Annotated in this window: 15 protein-coding genes and 2 pseudogenes; 9 read left to right on the forward strand and 8 right to left on the reverse strand. The window is 69.1% G+C overall.

Annotation, left to right across the window (positions count from 1 at the left end; genetic code table 11):
* Window positions 1–184: 184 nt before the first annotated feature.
* The gene (locus ACFXAZ_RS37495; protein ID WP_384600874.1) at window positions 185–973 is read left to right on the forward strand and encodes an HNH endonuclease; all 789 of its coding nucleotides are present in this window, start codon (window positions 185–187) and stop codon (window positions 971–973) included.
* A 24-nt stretch (window positions 974–997) separates the two neighbouring features.
* Here the strand turns inward: ACFXAZ_RS37495 and ACFXAZ_RS37500 are convergent, their stop codons facing one another.
* From ACFXAZ_RS37500 to ACFXAZ_RS37520, 5 genes and pseudogenes are all read right to left on the reverse strand, one after another.
* Window positions 998–1,960: a hypothetical protein gene (locus tag ACFXAZ_RS37500; protein ID WP_384600915.1), complete on the reverse strand. Its 963-nt coding sequence runs from the start codon at window positions 1,958–1,960 to the stop codon at window positions 998–1,000.
* Window positions 1,961–2,011: 51 nt separating this feature from the next.
* Window positions 2,012–2,148 (reverse strand): annotated as a pseudogene (locus ACFXAZ_RS37505) (IS701 family transposase); the annotation flags it as partial.
* Window positions 2,149–2,314: 166 nt separating this feature from the next.
* Window positions 2,315–3,550, reverse strand: a complete 1,236-nt coding sequence (locus ACFXAZ_RS37510; RefSeq protein WP_384600877.1) for a tyrosine-type recombinase/integrase — start codon at window positions 3,548–3,550, stop codon at window positions 2,315–2,317.
* Window positions 3,551–3,561: 11 nt separating this feature from the next.
* A complete protein-coding gene (locus ACFXAZ_RS37515) occupies window positions 3,562–3,867 on the reverse strand; it encodes a helix-turn-helix domain-containing protein (protein WP_384600880.1) in 306 nt (101 codons plus the stop codon).
* 194 nt (window positions 3,868–4,061) lie between these two features.
* Complete coding sequence (locus ACFXAZ_RS37520) at window positions 4,062–4,577, reverse strand: helix-turn-helix domain-containing protein (RefSeq protein ID WP_384600883.1); 516 nt, start codon at window positions 4,575–4,577, stop codon at window positions 4,062–4,064.
* Between the two features lie 291 nt (window positions 4,578–4,868).
* Between ACFXAZ_RS37520 and ACFXAZ_RS37525 the strand changes: the two genes are divergently transcribed.
* The 4 genes from ACFXAZ_RS37525 (at window position 4,869) to ACFXAZ_RS37540 (ending at window position 10,303) form a co-directional block, all read left to right on the forward strand.
* Complete coding sequence (locus ACFXAZ_RS37525) at window positions 4,869–6,146, forward strand: DUF3631 domain-containing protein (RefSeq protein WP_384600906.1); 1,278 nt, start codon at window positions 4,869–4,871, stop codon at window positions 6,144–6,146.
* 416 nt (window positions 6,147–6,562) lie between these two features.
* Window positions 6,563–7,528, forward strand: coding sequence for a DUF2637 domain-containing protein (locus ACFXAZ_RS37530; RefSeq protein WP_384600885.1), 966 nt, complete (start codon window positions 6,563–6,565; stop codon window positions 7,526–7,528).
* 338 nt (window positions 7,529–7,866) lie between these two features.
* Window positions 7,867–8,544, forward strand: coding sequence for a plasmid mobilization protein (locus ACFXAZ_RS37535; protein WP_384600889.1), 678 nt, complete (start codon window positions 7,867–7,869; stop codon window positions 8,542–8,544).
* Window positions 8,534–10,303, forward strand: a complete 1,770-nt coding sequence (locus ACFXAZ_RS37540) for a relaxase/mobilization nuclease domain-containing protein (protein ID WP_384600892.1) — start codon at window positions 8,534–8,536, stop codon at window positions 10,301–10,303. Before ACFXAZ_RS37535 ends, ACFXAZ_RS37540 begins: the two co-directional genes overlap by 11 nt.
* Before the next feature lie 194 nt (window positions 10,304–10,497).
* Here ACFXAZ_RS37540 and ACFXAZ_RS37545 read toward each other — a convergent pair whose 3' ends face one another.
* The 3 genes and pseudogenes from ACFXAZ_RS37545 to ACFXAZ_RS37555 all read right to left on the reverse strand — a co-directional run.
* Window positions 10,498–11,025 carry a GNAT family N-acetyltransferase gene (locus ACFXAZ_RS37545; protein ID WP_384600895.1) on the reverse strand — a complete coding sequence of 176 codons (528 nt, stop codon included), beginning with the start codon at window positions 11,023–11,025 and terminating at the stop codon, window positions 10,498–10,500.
* The gene (locus ACFXAZ_RS37550; RefSeq protein WP_384600909.1) at window positions 11,022–11,948 is read right to left on the reverse strand and encodes an XRE family transcriptional regulator; all 927 of its coding nucleotides are present in this window, start codon (window positions 11,946–11,948) and stop codon (window positions 11,022–11,024) included. Before ACFXAZ_RS37550 ends, ACFXAZ_RS37545 begins: the two co-directional genes overlap by 4 nt.
* Window positions 11,949–12,065: 117 nt before the next feature.
* Window positions 12,066–12,275: pseudogene (locus ACFXAZ_RS37555) on the reverse strand (helix-turn-helix domain-containing protein); the annotation flags it as partial.
* A 238-nt stretch (window positions 12,276–12,513) separates the two neighbouring features.
* Between ACFXAZ_RS37555 and ACFXAZ_RS37560 the strand changes: the two are divergent.
* The 4 genes from ACFXAZ_RS37560 to ACFXAZ_RS37575 all read left to right on the forward strand — a co-directional run bounded on the left by ACFXAZ_RS37560 (window position 12,514) and on the right by ACFXAZ_RS37575 (window position 15,077).
* Window positions 12,514–12,939 carry an ATP-binding protein gene (locus ACFXAZ_RS37560; protein WP_384600912.1) on the forward strand — a complete coding sequence of 142 codons (426 nt, stop codon included), beginning with the start codon at window positions 12,514–12,516 and terminating at the stop codon, window positions 12,937–12,939.
* Window positions 12,936–13,355, forward strand: a complete 420-nt coding sequence (locus ACFXAZ_RS37565; RefSeq protein WP_384600897.1) for a DUF6415 family natural product biosynthesis protein — start codon at window positions 12,936–12,938, stop codon at window positions 13,353–13,355. Before ACFXAZ_RS37560 ends, ACFXAZ_RS37565 begins: the two co-directional genes overlap by 4 nt.
* Window positions 13,356–13,599: 244 nt before the next feature.
* The gene (gene fxlM, locus ACFXAZ_RS37570; protein ID WP_384600900.1) at window positions 13,600–14,832 is read left to right on the forward strand and encodes a methyltransferase, FxLD system; all 1,233 of its coding nucleotides are present in this window, start codon (window positions 13,600–13,602) and stop codon (window positions 14,830–14,832) included.
* Between the two features lie 53 nt (window positions 14,833–14,885).
* Complete coding sequence (locus ACFXAZ_RS37575) at window positions 14,886–15,077, forward strand: FxLD family lanthipeptide (protein ID WP_384600903.1); 192 nt, start codon at window positions 14,886–14,888, stop codon at window positions 15,075–15,077.
* Window positions 15,078–15,225 lie beyond the last annotated feature (148 nt).

The following is a 15,225-nucleotide window of genomic DNA, read 5'->3' on the forward strand; positions in this document are numbered from 1 at the left end:
GCCCCCTCCCCCCCGGGCCCTTTCGGCCCGGCCCCCCCCCCGGGGGGGGGGCCCCCACCCCACGTTGGGGGTTGCAGTTTGGGTTGCAGTTGCCGCGATCAGGCCGCGATGGCTCCCTGCGCGCGCAAGAGGGCCGGTCTGGTTCTTCTGCGTCCACCTGAGCTCTTCTGGCAAGGTGCCAGGCATGGTGGTCTCCGAGAAGACGCGCAAGATTGTGTGGGCTGAAGCTGGCGGGAGATGCGCAATCTGCCGTGGGGAGGTGATCACCCCAGGGACGGCCTGTGATGATCCGTCCGTCTTCGGCGAGGAGGCGCACATCGTGGCTCGTTCCAAGGGCGGCCCGCGGTCTGGGAACCTCGACGCCGCCTCCAGGCACAACCACATGAATCTGCTCCTGCTGTGCAGCAGGCACCACAAGCAGATAGATGATCAACCACACCACTTCACGGTTGAGCGGCTCAGAGAGATCAAGGAGCGGCACGCCGCTTGGGTCCGTCACTCGCTGGACGAGCGGACCGCTGGCGGCCCGAGGCTCATCCCCGATCCGGCTTTCCCGCAGCCTCGGGTGCTGGACCTGATCACTCGTGGCAACCCGCTGTGGAACATGATCAAGACGAGCGTGGCGTTCGAGTACGCCTTACCGGATGGCCTTCCCGACGATGACGAGTCGCTCATCGTGGAGTTCCTGGACATCCTCCGCGACTACCTCGATATCGCGCCGGAGCTCCACAGCGTGCGAGAGAACCGGGATGCTGAGAAATCGCTGGCGCACTACATCCACGACCTCGCGGAGAAAGACTTCCTCGTGGGCGCCCATGTGCGCCACATGCTTTACGTCGATGGTCGAGGCGACCCCTTGGCATGGCCCATGCTCCGGGTCGAAGTTCAGCCTGCATCGCATGCCGTCGTCACGGACCAGCCTGGCTGGCCATATGCCGACGGGCCGAGCGAGGAGCCAGTCGGTAAAGGCTAGTACTGCTTAATGGTCTGCAAGCTCTTAGCTCTTGCCGCCCCGGTCCCAGAACAATTTCTCGAATCGCTGGTACTCGCGGCCTAGGCTCACCCTCTCTGTGTAGTTGGCGAGCGTTGCGAGGAAGAGACGCGGTCCCGCCCAAGCGCCGGTCGACCACAATTGGATCAACCACGCCGGAGCCTTGCCTAGGTCTTGGGACAGCTCAACCCACGACGCCGTATCGGCGGCATGCTCGCCGTGCGCCATCGACGACCCGCTCGTCCAGGCGTACGTTTCGATACCGATCCGGCGCTCAAGATTCTCGCTGAGCCAGTCAATCGAAAGGGGCGTGATCTCGTAGGCGCGGTGGCGCTTCTTCACGGGCCAGCCGCGGCCCTTGGCGTAGATCACGATGTCGTCGATGTCCTTCGCGGGATCGCGGTTGGTCCCATGCTCGTCGTCGGCGTGACCGTCGTTGTCGATGACCTGGTCGGCGTCGGTGACGCCATCGCCGAGCATGTCCTTGAGACGGATGCCTGCCGAGAGCCGTGCGAGGCGACGCGTCAGGGCGCGTCGCAGACGCTCGTCAGTGGTGATGGTCGGATCGATCACCGCTGTGGCCCACAGGCACGCCTCGAAGATGCCGCGCGCGACCGAGACCGCTCCCATCAACGATGCCTCCGCGCGAAGCAGGACTGCGAAACCCCGAAGCTGATCGGCGGCGCTAAGGATGTTGACCGCTGATTCATACCTGAGAATCGTCGCGGCTGGCTCGGCGCGGTCACCGAGCAGGACGTCGGGGGCCTTCATGTCCTCCCGCGCCGGACTCCTTCGCCCCGTTTTCCAAGGCTTAAGGCCCAACTGTGTGAACCCAGAAGCTATTTCGTCGACCGCTGCCGCAAGTGCGTCACGACGCTCATGCGCCTCCTGTGTGCCTCGATTCAGCTGGTCGAGGATGTCCATCGCCCACGCCTCGTTATCTTTGCTGGCATCGCCCTTGCCTGTCACACGCCACACCCTGTCAGAAGGCGCCGACCAGGGAAAAGTGGTTTCCGTCAATCCGGGATAGCGGCGGACCTGGTAGTCGTCCAGGCCGCATTCCTGTTGCGCAGTCTGGAAGCACTCATCCACCGCCCAGCGGCGGCTGGCAATGCGGAAAGTTCGTCCAGCGTGGTGCCCGCGGGGCAGTACCTGACATCAGCAAGGTCCCCATCCATAAACAGACCAACCCCCAACCTGGCCAGCATTCACGGCTAGCACCGTTGCAGTACCAGGGGCGGGGACTCGTAGGGAGCCCAGCCCAAGTCGGCCCGAATGCAGACGCACTCGGGCCGACAGCCCCGTTGGTGAAGTGTGCGGCGCTCAGACGACGGGCGGCACCTCGGGCAGCGGCCAGAGCAGCCCACCGACCTTGTCCGCGGTGTCCGTGAGCACACGATTCGTGAGGTGCTGGTAGCGGCGGCGCATCCGGGCGGACTTGCCTGGCTCCCAGCCCATGATCGCGTCAACGACCGTGTCGGGAACGCCAAGGATCAGCAGGACGGTCGCCGCCGTGTGACGGGCATCGTGGAGACGGCCTGTGCGTAGCCCCGCTGCCTTGAGGAGGTCCTTCCACTCGTGGTGGTCGGTGTTCGGGTTGAGGGGTTCGCCGGTCGGGGAGGCGAAGACGTACCCCTTCTCCGTCCAGAGGTCGCCAGCCAGTCGGCGGTCCCGCTCCTGCTCTCGCCGGTGCTGGAGCAGCAGCCGCACCAGAGGTTCGGGGATGCCGATTGGCCGGCGTCCGGCGCGGGACTTGGTGTCCTTGGTTTCGCGGCGGATGTTGACCTTCTGCGGGCAGTAGCCGGGCTTGCGTCCGCAGCGGTCGCCGCAGCCATGCTCGTACCGGGGCCGCAGCCGATTGCGGTGGACCGTCATGACGCGTAGATCGAAGTTGACGTCCGTCCACTTGAGGCCGAGGACCTCGCCTTGGCGCAGGCCGAGTGCCAGGGATATGACCCAGCGCGCCGGGTGCCGGGTTTTGTTGGCCAGGTCGAGGAGCTTCTGCACCTCCTCGACTGTGTAGGGCTCAACCTCTTCCTCCTCCAGGCGCGGCGCCTTGGCGACGGAGGCGGGGTTGACGGTGAGGTGGCCTCGGCGCACCGCCTCGTTGAGGGCGGCCCGTGCGGTGCGGTGGACCTGGTGCGCGGTACCGGCGGCGCTGCCAGCCTTCTGCATCTTGGCGTAGAAGCGCTCCAGGTGCTCAGGCTCCAGCTTGGGGAGACGGTGCGCGCCGAGGCCGGGGATGAGGTGGTGGTAGACGGCGACGCGGTAGCCGTCGATGGTGTTCTCGCCCACGTGCGGTGCGGCGATGTTCTCGACCCAGTGGGTCAGCCAGGTCGTGACGGTCCAGGTCTGCCCGGCCTTGGCGACGGTGCCGGAGTCGCGCTTGCGCTCCAGTTCGCGGACCGCCTTGGTGGCGTCGGCACGGGTCTTGCGCTTGACGTGGCGCCGGTCGGGCTTGCCATCGTCCTTGACGCCGACGGTCACGTAGCCGTGCCACTTGCCGTCCTTGCCGAGGAAGATCGAGGAGGCGCCGTTGGGCTGGCGAGTTTTGGCCACGTCCGCCCCCTTCAGGCCGCGTGGGCGGCCGTCTGGACGGCTGCCGGGGCGCGGTCGGCGAGGTAGGTGACCAGGGCTTCGGCGGGCACTCGGCGTAGACGGCCTATGAGGACGGAACTGATCTCGCCCGAGGCGATGAGCGCGTACATGGTCGTGCGGCCGACGCCGAGGCGGCGGGCGGCCTCCTCGACGGTGAGTGCGACGAGGGTCGTGTCAGGGGTGGGCGCCGTGTGTTCGAGCACGAGGGTGCGGAGCCGCTGCTCGGGGACACCGAGCGCCCCGGCGATGCGCGTGAGCGGGGGCAGGTTGGTGGGCATGCAGGATCGCCTTTCGGCGGTCACGGGGCAACGTGACCGCTGGACTGTCCGGGATGGGCGGTGGGCTTGCTTGGTTCGATGTGCGCGCTGGTGGCCCTCGGTGTTCGCAGCACCGGGGGATGGCGGTGGACGGGGGTGCGGGTGGACGGGCTACGAGGATCGTGGCCCGGCACCTGAGAAGATCCGCTGAGGGGCTACTCGCCCTCGGCGGGGCCACTGCGGAGTGGGTCCCCAGGCGAGTTCGGAGCCGGGTAGAAGGAGACGCTCCCCGGGTCCGGTTCGACGCCGAGACGCTCGGCGATCTCGTCGTACCGGGCCTCGGCCGCATCAAGTCTGGCCTTGGCGGCGTCGGCGAGATCTTGGGCGACCCGGTGTTCCTGCTCCGCCTTCTGGATGTCGAAGGCAGCTTCTTGCAGCTCCCAGTGGGGGTCGTCGGGGCTGGCAACGGCTTCAAGCATGAAGTTGCCAGCAGGGACGCCGAGAGCTTTGGCGAGGCCGAGAGCCTCATTGAAGCTGATGCTCCGGGTGCCGTTCTCGATCTTGGCGATCTGGGTCTGATGCATCTTGAAGCCCAGGCGGCGCATGCGCTCCGCCATGTCCTCCTGGGACAGGCGGGCCGTCATGCGTAGGACCTTCAAGTTGTGCGCCACCAGGGCTTCGCCCTCCGGTGGTGCCCAGCGCTGCGGCTTGGCATCGTCCACTTCGTTCACCTCCCTCCTCTCCCTCGGCAAGCGGAGGTTTTACACCCCATCCATAAACCATACCAGCATGGATACCTCAACCCGCAAGGGAATGGCCGTGAAAGTGACGCACATCACCCTAGCCGCGACCAGGGTACATGCTGTGCGAGATTGATTTTCCAATGCGACTATCGGTTGACTTTCGGCGGACCTTCGTGCACACTTATGCAGTGAGGGCATATGACAGCTACCCGCTAGGGGGTTGAAGCACCTAGGTGCCCCGAGGAACGCGAAAACCCCCGGCGCTACGAACACCGGGGGCTGCTGGAAACCTCGCCACCGCCCATCCCAGGACAGTCAACTGCGGCGGACCGGGTTGCCCCCCGGAGCCGCCGAGTGAGGATCTCCGTGAACGAGAGTACCGCCCCCGCCGCTCCCGCGGCACCCCATCCGATCGGCGCCCCGCCCCCAGCCTGCGGGCAGGCGGGCGCCTCCGCACCGCTGGACGAGTTGCGGACCGCCCTGGCCCGCTTCGTGGTCCTCCCGAGCGAGCAGGCACTGGACGCAACCGTGCTGTGGATCGCGGCCACCCACCTCCAACAGGTGTGGCAGCACGCCCCGCGTCTGGCCGTGGTCGGTCCGGCGAAGCGGTGCGGCAAATCCCGCCTGCTCGACCTGCTCACCGAGACGGTCCACAAACCCGTCATCACCGTGAACTCCACGGCAGCGGCCATCTTCCGCTCCATCTCGGACGAGCCGCCGACCCTTCTCGTGGACGAAGCCGACACCATCTTCGGCAGCCCCAAAGTCGCCGAGAAGAACGAGGAGATGCGCGGCCTGCTCAACGCCGGGCACCAGCGCGGCCGACCGGTGCTGCGGGTGGTCGGCAAGGAGCACACGCCCCACTCCTTCGCGACCTTCGCCATGGCGGCGCTCGCCGGTATCGGCGACCTGCCCGACACCATCATGGACAGGTCCGTCGTGATCCGGATGCGCCGCCGCGCGGAGGGCGAGCAGGTGAGCCCGTACCGCACTCGCCGCGACAGCCCTGCCCTGCACGCCCTACGGACCCGCCTCGCGCGCTGGGCCTCCTCAGTGGCCGAAGAGGCCCTCCATCTGGAGCCGGAGATGCCGGTCGAGGACCGGGCGGCGGACACTTGGGAGCCGTTGGTGATCGTCGCCGACCTCGCGGGCGGCGCCTGGCCCGAGCGCGCCCGTGCCGCGTGCGGGCAGATGGTCGCCGCCGAGGCCCAGGCCGAGGAGGAGAACCCCTCCAACGCCAGGATTCTCGCCGACGTCCGCCGCGCCTTCGCCGCCGCCGGCGAACCCGCGAGCGTCTCCACCGACGCCCTGCTCTACCGGCTCAACTCCGACCCCGAAGCTCCCTGGGCCGAAGCCGGGCGCGGTGGCCTGAACCCGCGCGCGCTGTCCGGGATGCTGCGCGAGTACGGCATCCGATCCGGCAACGTCCGTATGCCCGACGGGAATCAGCTCAAGGGCTACACCCGGGCGAAGTTCACCGACGCCTGGAAGCGCTACTGCCCCACCGTCCACCCCGACACCGGCTCGGACGGGAGCAGAGACACACCGGCCAAGTGACCTGTCTGGGTGCCGTCGACCGCTTGTCGCGGCACCCACACCGGGGCGAGTGCATTGTGAAATGCCGCCTGCCATCGCGAACCCCGCAGGCGACCCCGGCCATATCCGTCTCATGCCGTCCCTGGCGTATAAGTGCAGGTCAGAGTCATTCTAGCCAAGACGGCACAGCGTCCCGGGACGGATGACCATCCGTCCCGGGCCACGAAGCGGCGGCACGGTATCTCCAGTCCGCCCGCGTACCGACATGTCCGCCGGCGGATCGTGACCGCTCGACGGGGATGCGTCCCGCACGGCGCTGAGACGCCATGCCGTCCGCCTAGCGTACCGCCTCTGACCTGCCGCGTCAACGGCAAGACGGCCAAGACGGATCACCACCACCACCTTCCGGACCATGCCCCGAGGGGGTACCCACGCCCATGCCCGACACCGCCACACCCACCACATCGGCCCATCGTCACCGCGCCACCTGGTGGGACCGGCTCGCCATCATCCTGCTCGGTATCGCCGGATGCGCCCTCTCCTACGACGCGCTGCGGCAGATGGCTACCGCCATCCACGTCCGCGATCCATTGGCCTACCTCTTCCCTGTGGTGATCGACGGGTTCATCGCCTACGGCGTCCGCGCCCTGCTGGTACTGCGCGAAGCGCCGATGCCCGCTCGGCTGTACGCATGGACACTGTTCAGCACGGCGACGGCCGCCAGTATCTGGGCCAACGGGCTGCACGCCCTCGCCCTGAACAGGCCCGGCGCGGCTACCTTGCGGCTGGGCGACGGCACCGTCACCGTGCTGTCCGCCATCGCGCCTCTGGCCCTGGCCGGAGCGACCCACCTGCACATCCTGATCACCCGGTACGGCGGTGCCTCCACGGCCCGGATATCGGCGATCGCTACCGCCCCTGATGATCAGGACGGTACGCAACCGGCACGGGAGCAAGCGGCCGGGGTTTCGTACACCGCCCACGCGGACCTGCCCACGGCAGCCCGGCCGAAGGAGCCGGAGCCCATCCGCGTGGCCGCCGGTACCGCTCCCTCGCCTGCGGCCGACGCGCCCCCGGCCGAAACCGGAGGCGACAAGGACGACGGCCCGGACGGTGTTGATGACAAACCCGGGCAGGGGCGAGGAACCGCAGGCCAGAGCGGCCGAGAGGGTTCGGGTCAGCTTGCGGCGACCAGCCTCGGTGGACGTCCCGCGATGGCCTCCATCGCCGAGCTGGCCAGCGTCATCAGCGCCGCCCATCCAGGGAGTTCCGGACTGACTCGCGACAGCGCTCGTAGGGCCATCTCAGACGCCGGGCTCGGTGCTGGCACCGGGCGGCTCACCAAGGCGATGGCCCTGGTGCGGGAGGGCGTCACCAACGGCCGTCCGCACCCGTTCGACTGACCTTCACCGCATGGGGCTGCCCGCAACCGAACCGATCCGGGCAGCGCCCCCTTCCCGGTCCGCTACACGAGATGCCCGGCCGGGCCAAGCCGTCGAGTCCCCGGACACTCGCCACGCCCGCCCCAGACGACACACAGGCAGGAGCCTCCGAACTTCCCGTGAGCCGCAATCCGTTTTCCCGCAAGACCAAGCCCTCCAAGTCTTCGCCGCCCCGTAGCCTCCTGGCAGCGGGCCCGCCCACGGCCGACCGGGGCTTTGGCGGAGACGCCGTCCGCCCGACAGCGGAGCGAGCTGGGGCGAAGTCCACATCGCCTGGGGGCGATGCGGGCTTCGCGCTCGTGCCCGCTCCGGCGGGGGCGGACATCGGCCCGGCCCACGGGGCCGGGACCGCAGCAGGCGGGGAGGCCGAGCGCGGCCTCCATCGGGACACGCAGCCGCCCGCCGAGCCGAGCGAGCCAACCACCGACCCTGCCGAACGCCTCGCGTCGATCGTGAACACCGACGCGTTCATGCACCACGGCGTCGCCGCCAACGATCTCCTTGCCCCCGCTCACGCGGACATCGCCCCCGGCGCCGAGCGCCGTCGGCACCTGAGCGAGGTGCTCTACCGGCCCCGCTCCGGAACGAAGCGCACCCTGCAACTGACCTGCTCGGCCGAACCGGCGGAGCGTGCCTTCATCGACCTCGCCGCCCACAGGGCGAAGCGCTCCCGCTCGGCCTACCTCATGGACTGCGCCCTCACCTTCGCCCACGCCTACCTGTCCGACCACCGTCCTGAAGATGTCGCCGCGCTCCCGTCCCCACGGGCCACCCAGGACCTGATGATTCTGTTCGGCAGGCTGATCAGGGAGTTCGGCCGCATCGGGAACAACCTCAACCAGCTTGTCCGCGCCGTCCACCAGGGAGAGCTGCCCGACCGAGCCGAAGAGGTCCTCAACGAGCTGCACCAGGTCGCCCAGCACGCCCGTCTGCTCATGGACCAGACCCTGGCCGGAGGTGGTCACCGTGGTGCCTGACGTCTCCACGGGTGACCGCAGCCGCGGCCTCCTCTCCTATCTCTTCGGGCCCGGCCGCCGTAACGAGCACACCGACCCGCACATCGTCGCCGCGTTCGCGATGCCCGGCATCAACGATCCCGGCCGCGTACCCGTCGACCGCCACCACGAGGCCCTCAGTGAACTGGCCGACTACCTTGACCAGCCCGTGAGGCTGCGCGAGCAGCGGCTGGGCAAGAAGGTGCCGCAGCATGTGTGGCACTGCCCCGTCCGCACCGCGCCCGGCGACCGCTACCTCACCGACGACGAGTGGGCCGAGGTCGCCCGCCGCATCGTCCACGCCACCGGCATCGCCGAACACGATGACGACGCCGCCTGCCGATGGATCGCCGTACGCCACGCCGACGACCACATCCACATCATGGCGACCAGTGTCCGAGAAGACGGCCGCCGCCCGCGCAACAAGGGCGATGGCCGACGGGCCCAGGCCGAATGCCGCAGGATCGAGGCCGAACTCGGTCTGCGTCGGCTGAAGTCCGGTGACGCTACAGCGCCGAAGACACCGACAGGGCCGGAGGTCGCCAAGGCCGAGCGACAGGGCCGCAAGAACACAGCACGGGTCTGGCTTCGTGAGCACGCCTACGTCGCGGCGGCGGCAGCCCGCGACGAGGGGGAGTTCTTCGCCGTGCTGACTTCTCTCGGGATCAAGGTCCGGCCTCGTCTCGGTCCCGTCACCGGAGAAGTCACCGGCTACAGCCTCGCCACCGCCGACGACACCGACGCCAGGGGCGAGTCCGTCTTCTACAGCGGCTCCGCGCTCGCTCCGGATCTGTCCCTGAACCGGCTCCGCGAGCGCTTCGGCCCGGCCGAGGGCGGGGGCACAGGGCGGGCCACGGCGCTGCGGGCGGGCCGGGCAGAACCAGGCAGCTCCTGGCGACACGCCGATAGGGAGCTGCGTACCACGTACACGCTCGTCACAAGGGCCAACGGAGGAACGGCAGGAAGCGAGGCCGACGCCCAAGTGCAGGCTCAGGCTGCGGCATTCGCCGAGCTGCTGCACAACACCGCGGTCTCGGCGCCGCGCCGGCTCCGGGCGGAACTGCAAGCGGCGGCCATCGCCTTCAACCGTGCCAACCGCTCCGCCATCCGGGCCGAGCACCGGGCCGCCGACGCTCTGCGTCGGGCCGGAAGGGCGCTGCTGAGCGCACCCACCGGCAAGGACGGCGACTTCGTCGTCGCGGCGCTCACCTCCGCCGTCTTCCTGCTCATCGCCCTCACCGAGTGGCACGCCCAGCGCGGTCACGAGCAGCAGGCGGCAGCCGCCCAGCAGTCCCTCATCCACCTTCGGGCCGCCCAGCAGCAGGCTGCCCGGCCGGCTCTCGCCCAGCTCGCCGCGCACGCGCCGAGTCCCCGCACACGGGACCGGCTCGCCGCAGTCGTCCGAGCCACGATTCCCGAGCACGCACGCCGCATCCTCGCCGACCCCGCGTGGCCGGCTCTGGCCACCGCCCTCGCCCAGGCCGAATCGGCGGGCACCTCTCCCCACCGGGCGCTGGCCGACCTGTCCGGACAACGGGAACTCGACACCGCCGACCGACCGCCCGAAGTCCTCGTCTGGCGTCTGCGCAACGCCACCGCCGAGCGGGTCAGCCAGCGGGCTCGGAGCGCGACCACCCGTAGTGCTCGCAGCACCCGCCCGACGACACACGCGGGCGTAGCCGCCGCTCCGGTGGTGCAGCCGCCACCGGCGGGCGTGAACCGTCGACATCCGAGCCGCTGACGTGGCCCGGCCCATGCCGGAGACCGCCGTCGTGTTTCAGCAGGGGGTACGACGGCGGCCCCTCTCCCGGACCTGTCGACCGGCTTCTGAGGAGAGTGCCCGGCCGGTGGGAGAGTGCTGGCCACGCACCGTGGCAGACGGTGATCACGGGCTGGGGCGGTGCGTAACGCCGTACGTGAAGCAGGCACGGCCGCTCAGGGATGCAGCCTCTTCACCATGACCGCGTACACCGGGGAGTCGGCGAAGGGCTGCTGTTCGCCGACCTTCTCGTATCCCCACGTCTCGTACAGATCCTGCACCTTCGGGTGCGTCACGTCGACCAGGAGCACCGCGAGGTCTTCGCCGCGTTCCGCCAGCAGGGCTTCATGGAGGCGCTCCGAGATCCCCTGCTTCCGCCACCTCGGACGCACCATGACCTCGGAGACGGCGTAGGTCGCGGTGTACCCGTTGTTCGGCGCGAACGCGGTGGAACGCCACCATTCACGGCCCGGCTGGAGCGGAGCGCCGTACGCGAAGCCGGTCGGCTCGTCACCGTCGAAGGCGACGACGCAGGTGAAGCCGTCCATCCCTGACCAGTGATCGACGAACCACGGGAACCGCTGGTTGAACTCGTTGTCCATCGCATCGGCGTAGGCGTCGGCGTGCACATCGATCAGCATCTGCCGGAAGTCCTCGGGGAGGCTGCCCTGTCCGTAATGCCGCAGGTCGATCACCCTGGTCACGCTCGACTCCATTCATCTCGCATTCGGTCTGCCCAGTCGCGGGCGTACGTCGTCGACGGCGCCAGCCGGAACAGGTCTCGGTGGAAATCTCCGATCAGGGTGCGCATGCGCCCAGGCAGTGGAGCGCCCTCCATGATCGTGAAGACGGTGGCCGCGGTCGCGGTGGCCTGCTCGGGCTCTCCCTGGCGGAGCTGGGCCAGCGCGAGCTGGCAGGTGGCCAGCGCGCGGTTGCGCTGGAACTCCGCCGGGATCTTGGCCAGGGCCCGGTGCGCCATCGCCTCGGCTTCGGCGGGCTCGCCGTTGCGGTTGAGGATGATCGCCGCGAGGTGGTTGAGTTCGGCCGGCCCGTAGAACGCGGTCCATCGGGGACGTTCGTCATCGGCCGCTTTCCGGAACGTCTCCTGCGCTGTGCCCAGGGCGCGCCGAGCGGCCTGCGGATCCCCCAGCGAGGAGTGGGCCAGAGCGAGACGGACGCGGCCCATGGAGCCGAAGAACGGGTCCCTGCGGGCGGCCGAGGAGGCGTTGGCAGCCTGCGCTGCCGCGAGCTGTTCCGGCCAGTTCTTCCGCTGGTAGGCGAGAATGGCCGCGCTGACCCACACGCGCATGCCCGTGGGCGGGTCCTGGGCGAGGCCGGCGAACGTGGACGACTCGTGCAGGTGCGTCTGGGCCGTATCCAGGTCGCGGAGGTCGATGCACGACCAAGCGGCGACGGTGGTGAACTCGGCGGCGAGCGCGTACAGGGCGCGGCGCACGCGTTCGCTGGCGTTCCGCTGCTGAAGCTCCAGTACATGGGCGCGGGCGTCGAGGGCCGCGGTGGCCAGGGAGGCGTGTCCGCCCTGGCGGTCGTCGGCCTCCACGAGCCGGTTCAGGCTGGCGGAGGCGCGCGCCACGTCCGTCATGCCCACCGACCGGCGTTGCTTCACGACCGGAACGGCTGCGGCTGCCGTTCCGGTGCTGGAAGCGATGAAGTCGCGACGCCGCACAGGGCCCTCCGGGGGATGTTGCATGGAGATGGGTGCGCTGAACCCTAAGTCCGCCACGGGGCAGCCGAACACACGCTCAAGTGCAACGCAAGTGCGCCCGATGGGACGTCGGCTCGATCCGTTGAGCAGGTTGCGGACCGTCCGGGACGAGATGTCGCCGGGTCGGCCGGTGATCTCCTCAAGCGCCGCGTTCAGCCGAGTCGCCAACTCCTCCTGAGTGAGGCCAAGTTGATCTAGCCGGCGCTGAAGGACGAGATTCGCTCCCATGTACCGAACGTAGTACCGCCGTCACTCCACTGCCCAGACCTCGGGTAATGAGATCGCAAAGTCTTCCGGTTGGCGGGCGGGCGCACATCGCATCTCTTCCTGTCGCGCCCCGCTCGGCACCCGTTGACTGGTCATCGGTCGCCGAGCCGAGTCCGGCACGGCGGCACGGAGGAAAGCCCGGCCCTGTCTCCCCCGTCAGGACCGGGCACCCCACGCCGGAGGGAAAGACCTCGTGACCATGACCGCCGCCACACCGAATGCGATCGGCTCCCCTGGCTACACCACGGAGCTGCCGTGCGTCCGCGAGTCCGTGAGCCACGCCCGCGCTCTCGTCTCCGATGTGCTGGCGGCCTGGGGCATGGACGACGACGTGGCCGACCGCGGAAGGATCATCGTCACCGAACTGCTGGCCAACGCCGTCGAGCACACCGAGACCTCCGTGTCGAAGGTCATCATCGAACGCCGGAGCAACGGCGCGGTCCGCATCGGCGTCTCCGACCGATCGCACGACGTCCCTTATGTGAAGACGGCAGCGCTGAGCGCTGAGAACGGCCGGGGTCTGCGTCTGGTCGCGGGGATGAGTGCGCGGTGGGGCTACGACGCACACCGGTGGGGCAAGATCACCTGGGCTGTGATCGACGCCGCGTCGGGACGAGAGCGGTGAGCACCGCGGTGGCCGCGAAGCGCCCGGCCGAGCAGTGGACGCCACCGCTCGACGCGGACGGCTTACGGCGAGTGCTGGAGCGATTCCGGGCCTGGAAGCCGCTCGACATCGAGGAGGTCTTCGACGATCTCGATGCGGCGATCGGCGGTCATCCGCCGCCCGTTGAAACGACCGTCGCCCTGCTCGACCGCCTCCGCGGTCACCTGGAGCAGCTCAGCGACATCGCCGTGGCCGACGGCGGCTTTCCGCCCACCGCGGCGATGACCCGGCTCGCCGAACGAGCGCGCCCGCTGCGGGAGGAGTGCACACCAGCCGCCCGTCAACAGGCTGTCGGGCTTGCCCGCCGTCTTGCTTTCGTGACCGCCGACCTGATCGAAGAGTTGATCGAGGCCCGCTACATCGACGGAGCCGAGTGAGGCACGCCCCCATGCATCGAATGCATCGCAGCGCCGCTCGGTGCACCGGCCAGTACGCTCCGGCCCTTCGAGCGGACCTCCACCCGTGTGCACCTCCCTGCTCAGTGTCCATCCCACCGCGCCGTTGATCAGCAGAAGAGAACGGAGAACGTTCGCCGATAGCCTTCCCGGCCTCCTGGCCTCCCAGCCCATCCGGCACGCGATGCCGACCTGTCCCCTGCACACGCACGACCGAAGGAACTCCATGACCAACACGACTGCCGAGCCCGCCGAGGCGACCCGTCTGCGGAACAAGGTGGTGGACGAGCTTTGCGCGGACGGCAACATCTCCTCCCCGGAGATCGACGCCGTGATGCGCAAGGTGCCCCGCCACGCGTTCATCCCCGGCACCCCGCTCGACAAGGCGTACGACACGTACGCCGCGGTGATCACCAAGACCGACGAGCACGGCGTGCAGCTCAGCTCCGTCTCCGCCCCGCAGATCCAGGCCATGATGCTGGAGCAGGCCCGGGTGCAGCCCGGGATGCGGGTGCTGGAGATCGGCTCGGGCGGCCTGAACGCGGCGTACCTCGCCGAACTCGTCGGCCCTGACGGCCGGGTCATCACGGTGGACATCGACTCCTCCGTCACCGACCGCGCGTCCCGGCTCCTGGAGGAGAACGGCTACGACCAGGTCCGCGTTGTCACCGCAGACGCAGCCGAGCCCCTCCCCGTCGGGGAGGTCGATGTCGTCATGGTGACCGCCGGAGCCTGGGACATCGCCCCGGCATGGATCGCGCAACTCAAGCAGGGCGGCCGACTCGTGGTGCCGCTGCGGATGCGGGGCCTGACCCGGTCGGTCGCCTTCACCCGGGTGATGGGCGAGCACGGCCCCCACCTGGAGAGCGAGTCGGCGCGGATCTGCGGCTTCGTCCCGATGCAGGGCTCGACCGCCCACCGGGAAGAACTCCTCCTGGTCAACGGCACTCCGGAGATCGGGCTGAAGTTCGATGACGGGCTTCCGGCCGACCCGCACCGGCTGGACAACGCGGTCACGTTCCCGCGACACGAGCTGTGGACCGGTGTTGTCATCGGCCTCCAGGAACTCATCGACACCCTCCAGATGGCCCTGGCGATCAGCCTGCCCGGCTTCTGCACGATGGCGGTCGACGAAGACCTGGACACGGGCCTGGTCGCCCCCGTGAACAAGCGGTTCGCCCTCGCCGCCGTCAAGGAGGACACCTTCGCCTACCTCGTCACCCGCCGCACCGAGGACAACAAGCGCATTGAGTACGGCGTGCACGCCCTCGGCCCGAACGCGAAGCGGCTCGCCGACACGGTCGCCGACACGCTGCGCGACTGGGAGGCCAACCGGCGCGGCGGTCCCAGCCCGGTCATCCGGGTCTATCCGGCGGACACCCCCGACGGCCAGGTCCGAGGCGACCGGGTCATCGACAAGGTCCACAGCCGGATCTCGCTCTCCTGGCCCTCGGCGTAACGCCGGGGAGCCAGGCCGTCCCACACCATCCGAACAACAAGAAGGGCATCACCATGACGAGCGCCACCCTGGCCCCGCCCGCCCCGCTGGCGGGCCTGGACGACGACTTCGCGCCCCTGGACGTGAGGGTCGTCGTCGCCGAGCACCCGTACGGCAAGCTCATGTGTTCGACGGGCGACGGCTGCGGCAGCACCTGCGCGACCGGCGCCTCCGCCTGCGGCTCCTTCACGGAGGACCCGGCCTGATCCGCGGTTCCTTCGCCGAGGCACCTGTCTGATCCACAGCTCCTTCACCAAGGAACCCGTCTGATCCGCAACTCCTCAGCGAGGACCAGCCTGATCTGCGGTTCCTGCCCTCAGGGCCTGCCCTGAGGGCAGACCCTCCCCGCCGGTG

The organism is Streptomyces sp. NPDC059477, assembly GCF_042749375.1.
Taxonomy (GTDB): Bacteria; Actinomycetota; Actinomycetes; order Streptomycetales; family Streptomycetaceae; genus Streptomyces.

Coding starts and splice junctions, on each gene's coding strand:
- ACFXAZ_RS37560 (WP_384600912.1), top strand. CDS start 12,514: ATGACCGCCGCCACACCGAATGCGATCGGCTCCCCTGGCTACACCACG.
- fxlM (WP_384600900.1), top strand. CDS start 13,600: ATGACCAACACGACTGCCGAGCCCGCCGAGGCGACCCGTCTGCGGAAC.
- ACFXAZ_RS37575 (WP_384600903.1), top strand. CDS start 14,886: ATGACGAGCGCCACCCTGGCCCCGCCCGCCCCGCTGGCGGGCCTGGAC.
- ACFXAZ_RS37495 (WP_384600874.1), top strand. CDS start 185: ATGGTGGTCTCCGAGAAGACGCGCAAGATTGTGTGGGCTGAAGCTGGC.
- ACFXAZ_RS37515 (WP_384600880.1), bottom strand. CDS start 3,867: ATGCCCACCAACCTGCCCCCGCTCACGCGCATCGCCGGGGCGCTCGGT.
- ACFXAZ_RS37530 (WP_384600885.1), top strand. CDS start 6,563: ATGCCCGACACCGCCACACCCACCACATCGGCCCATCGTCACCGCGCC.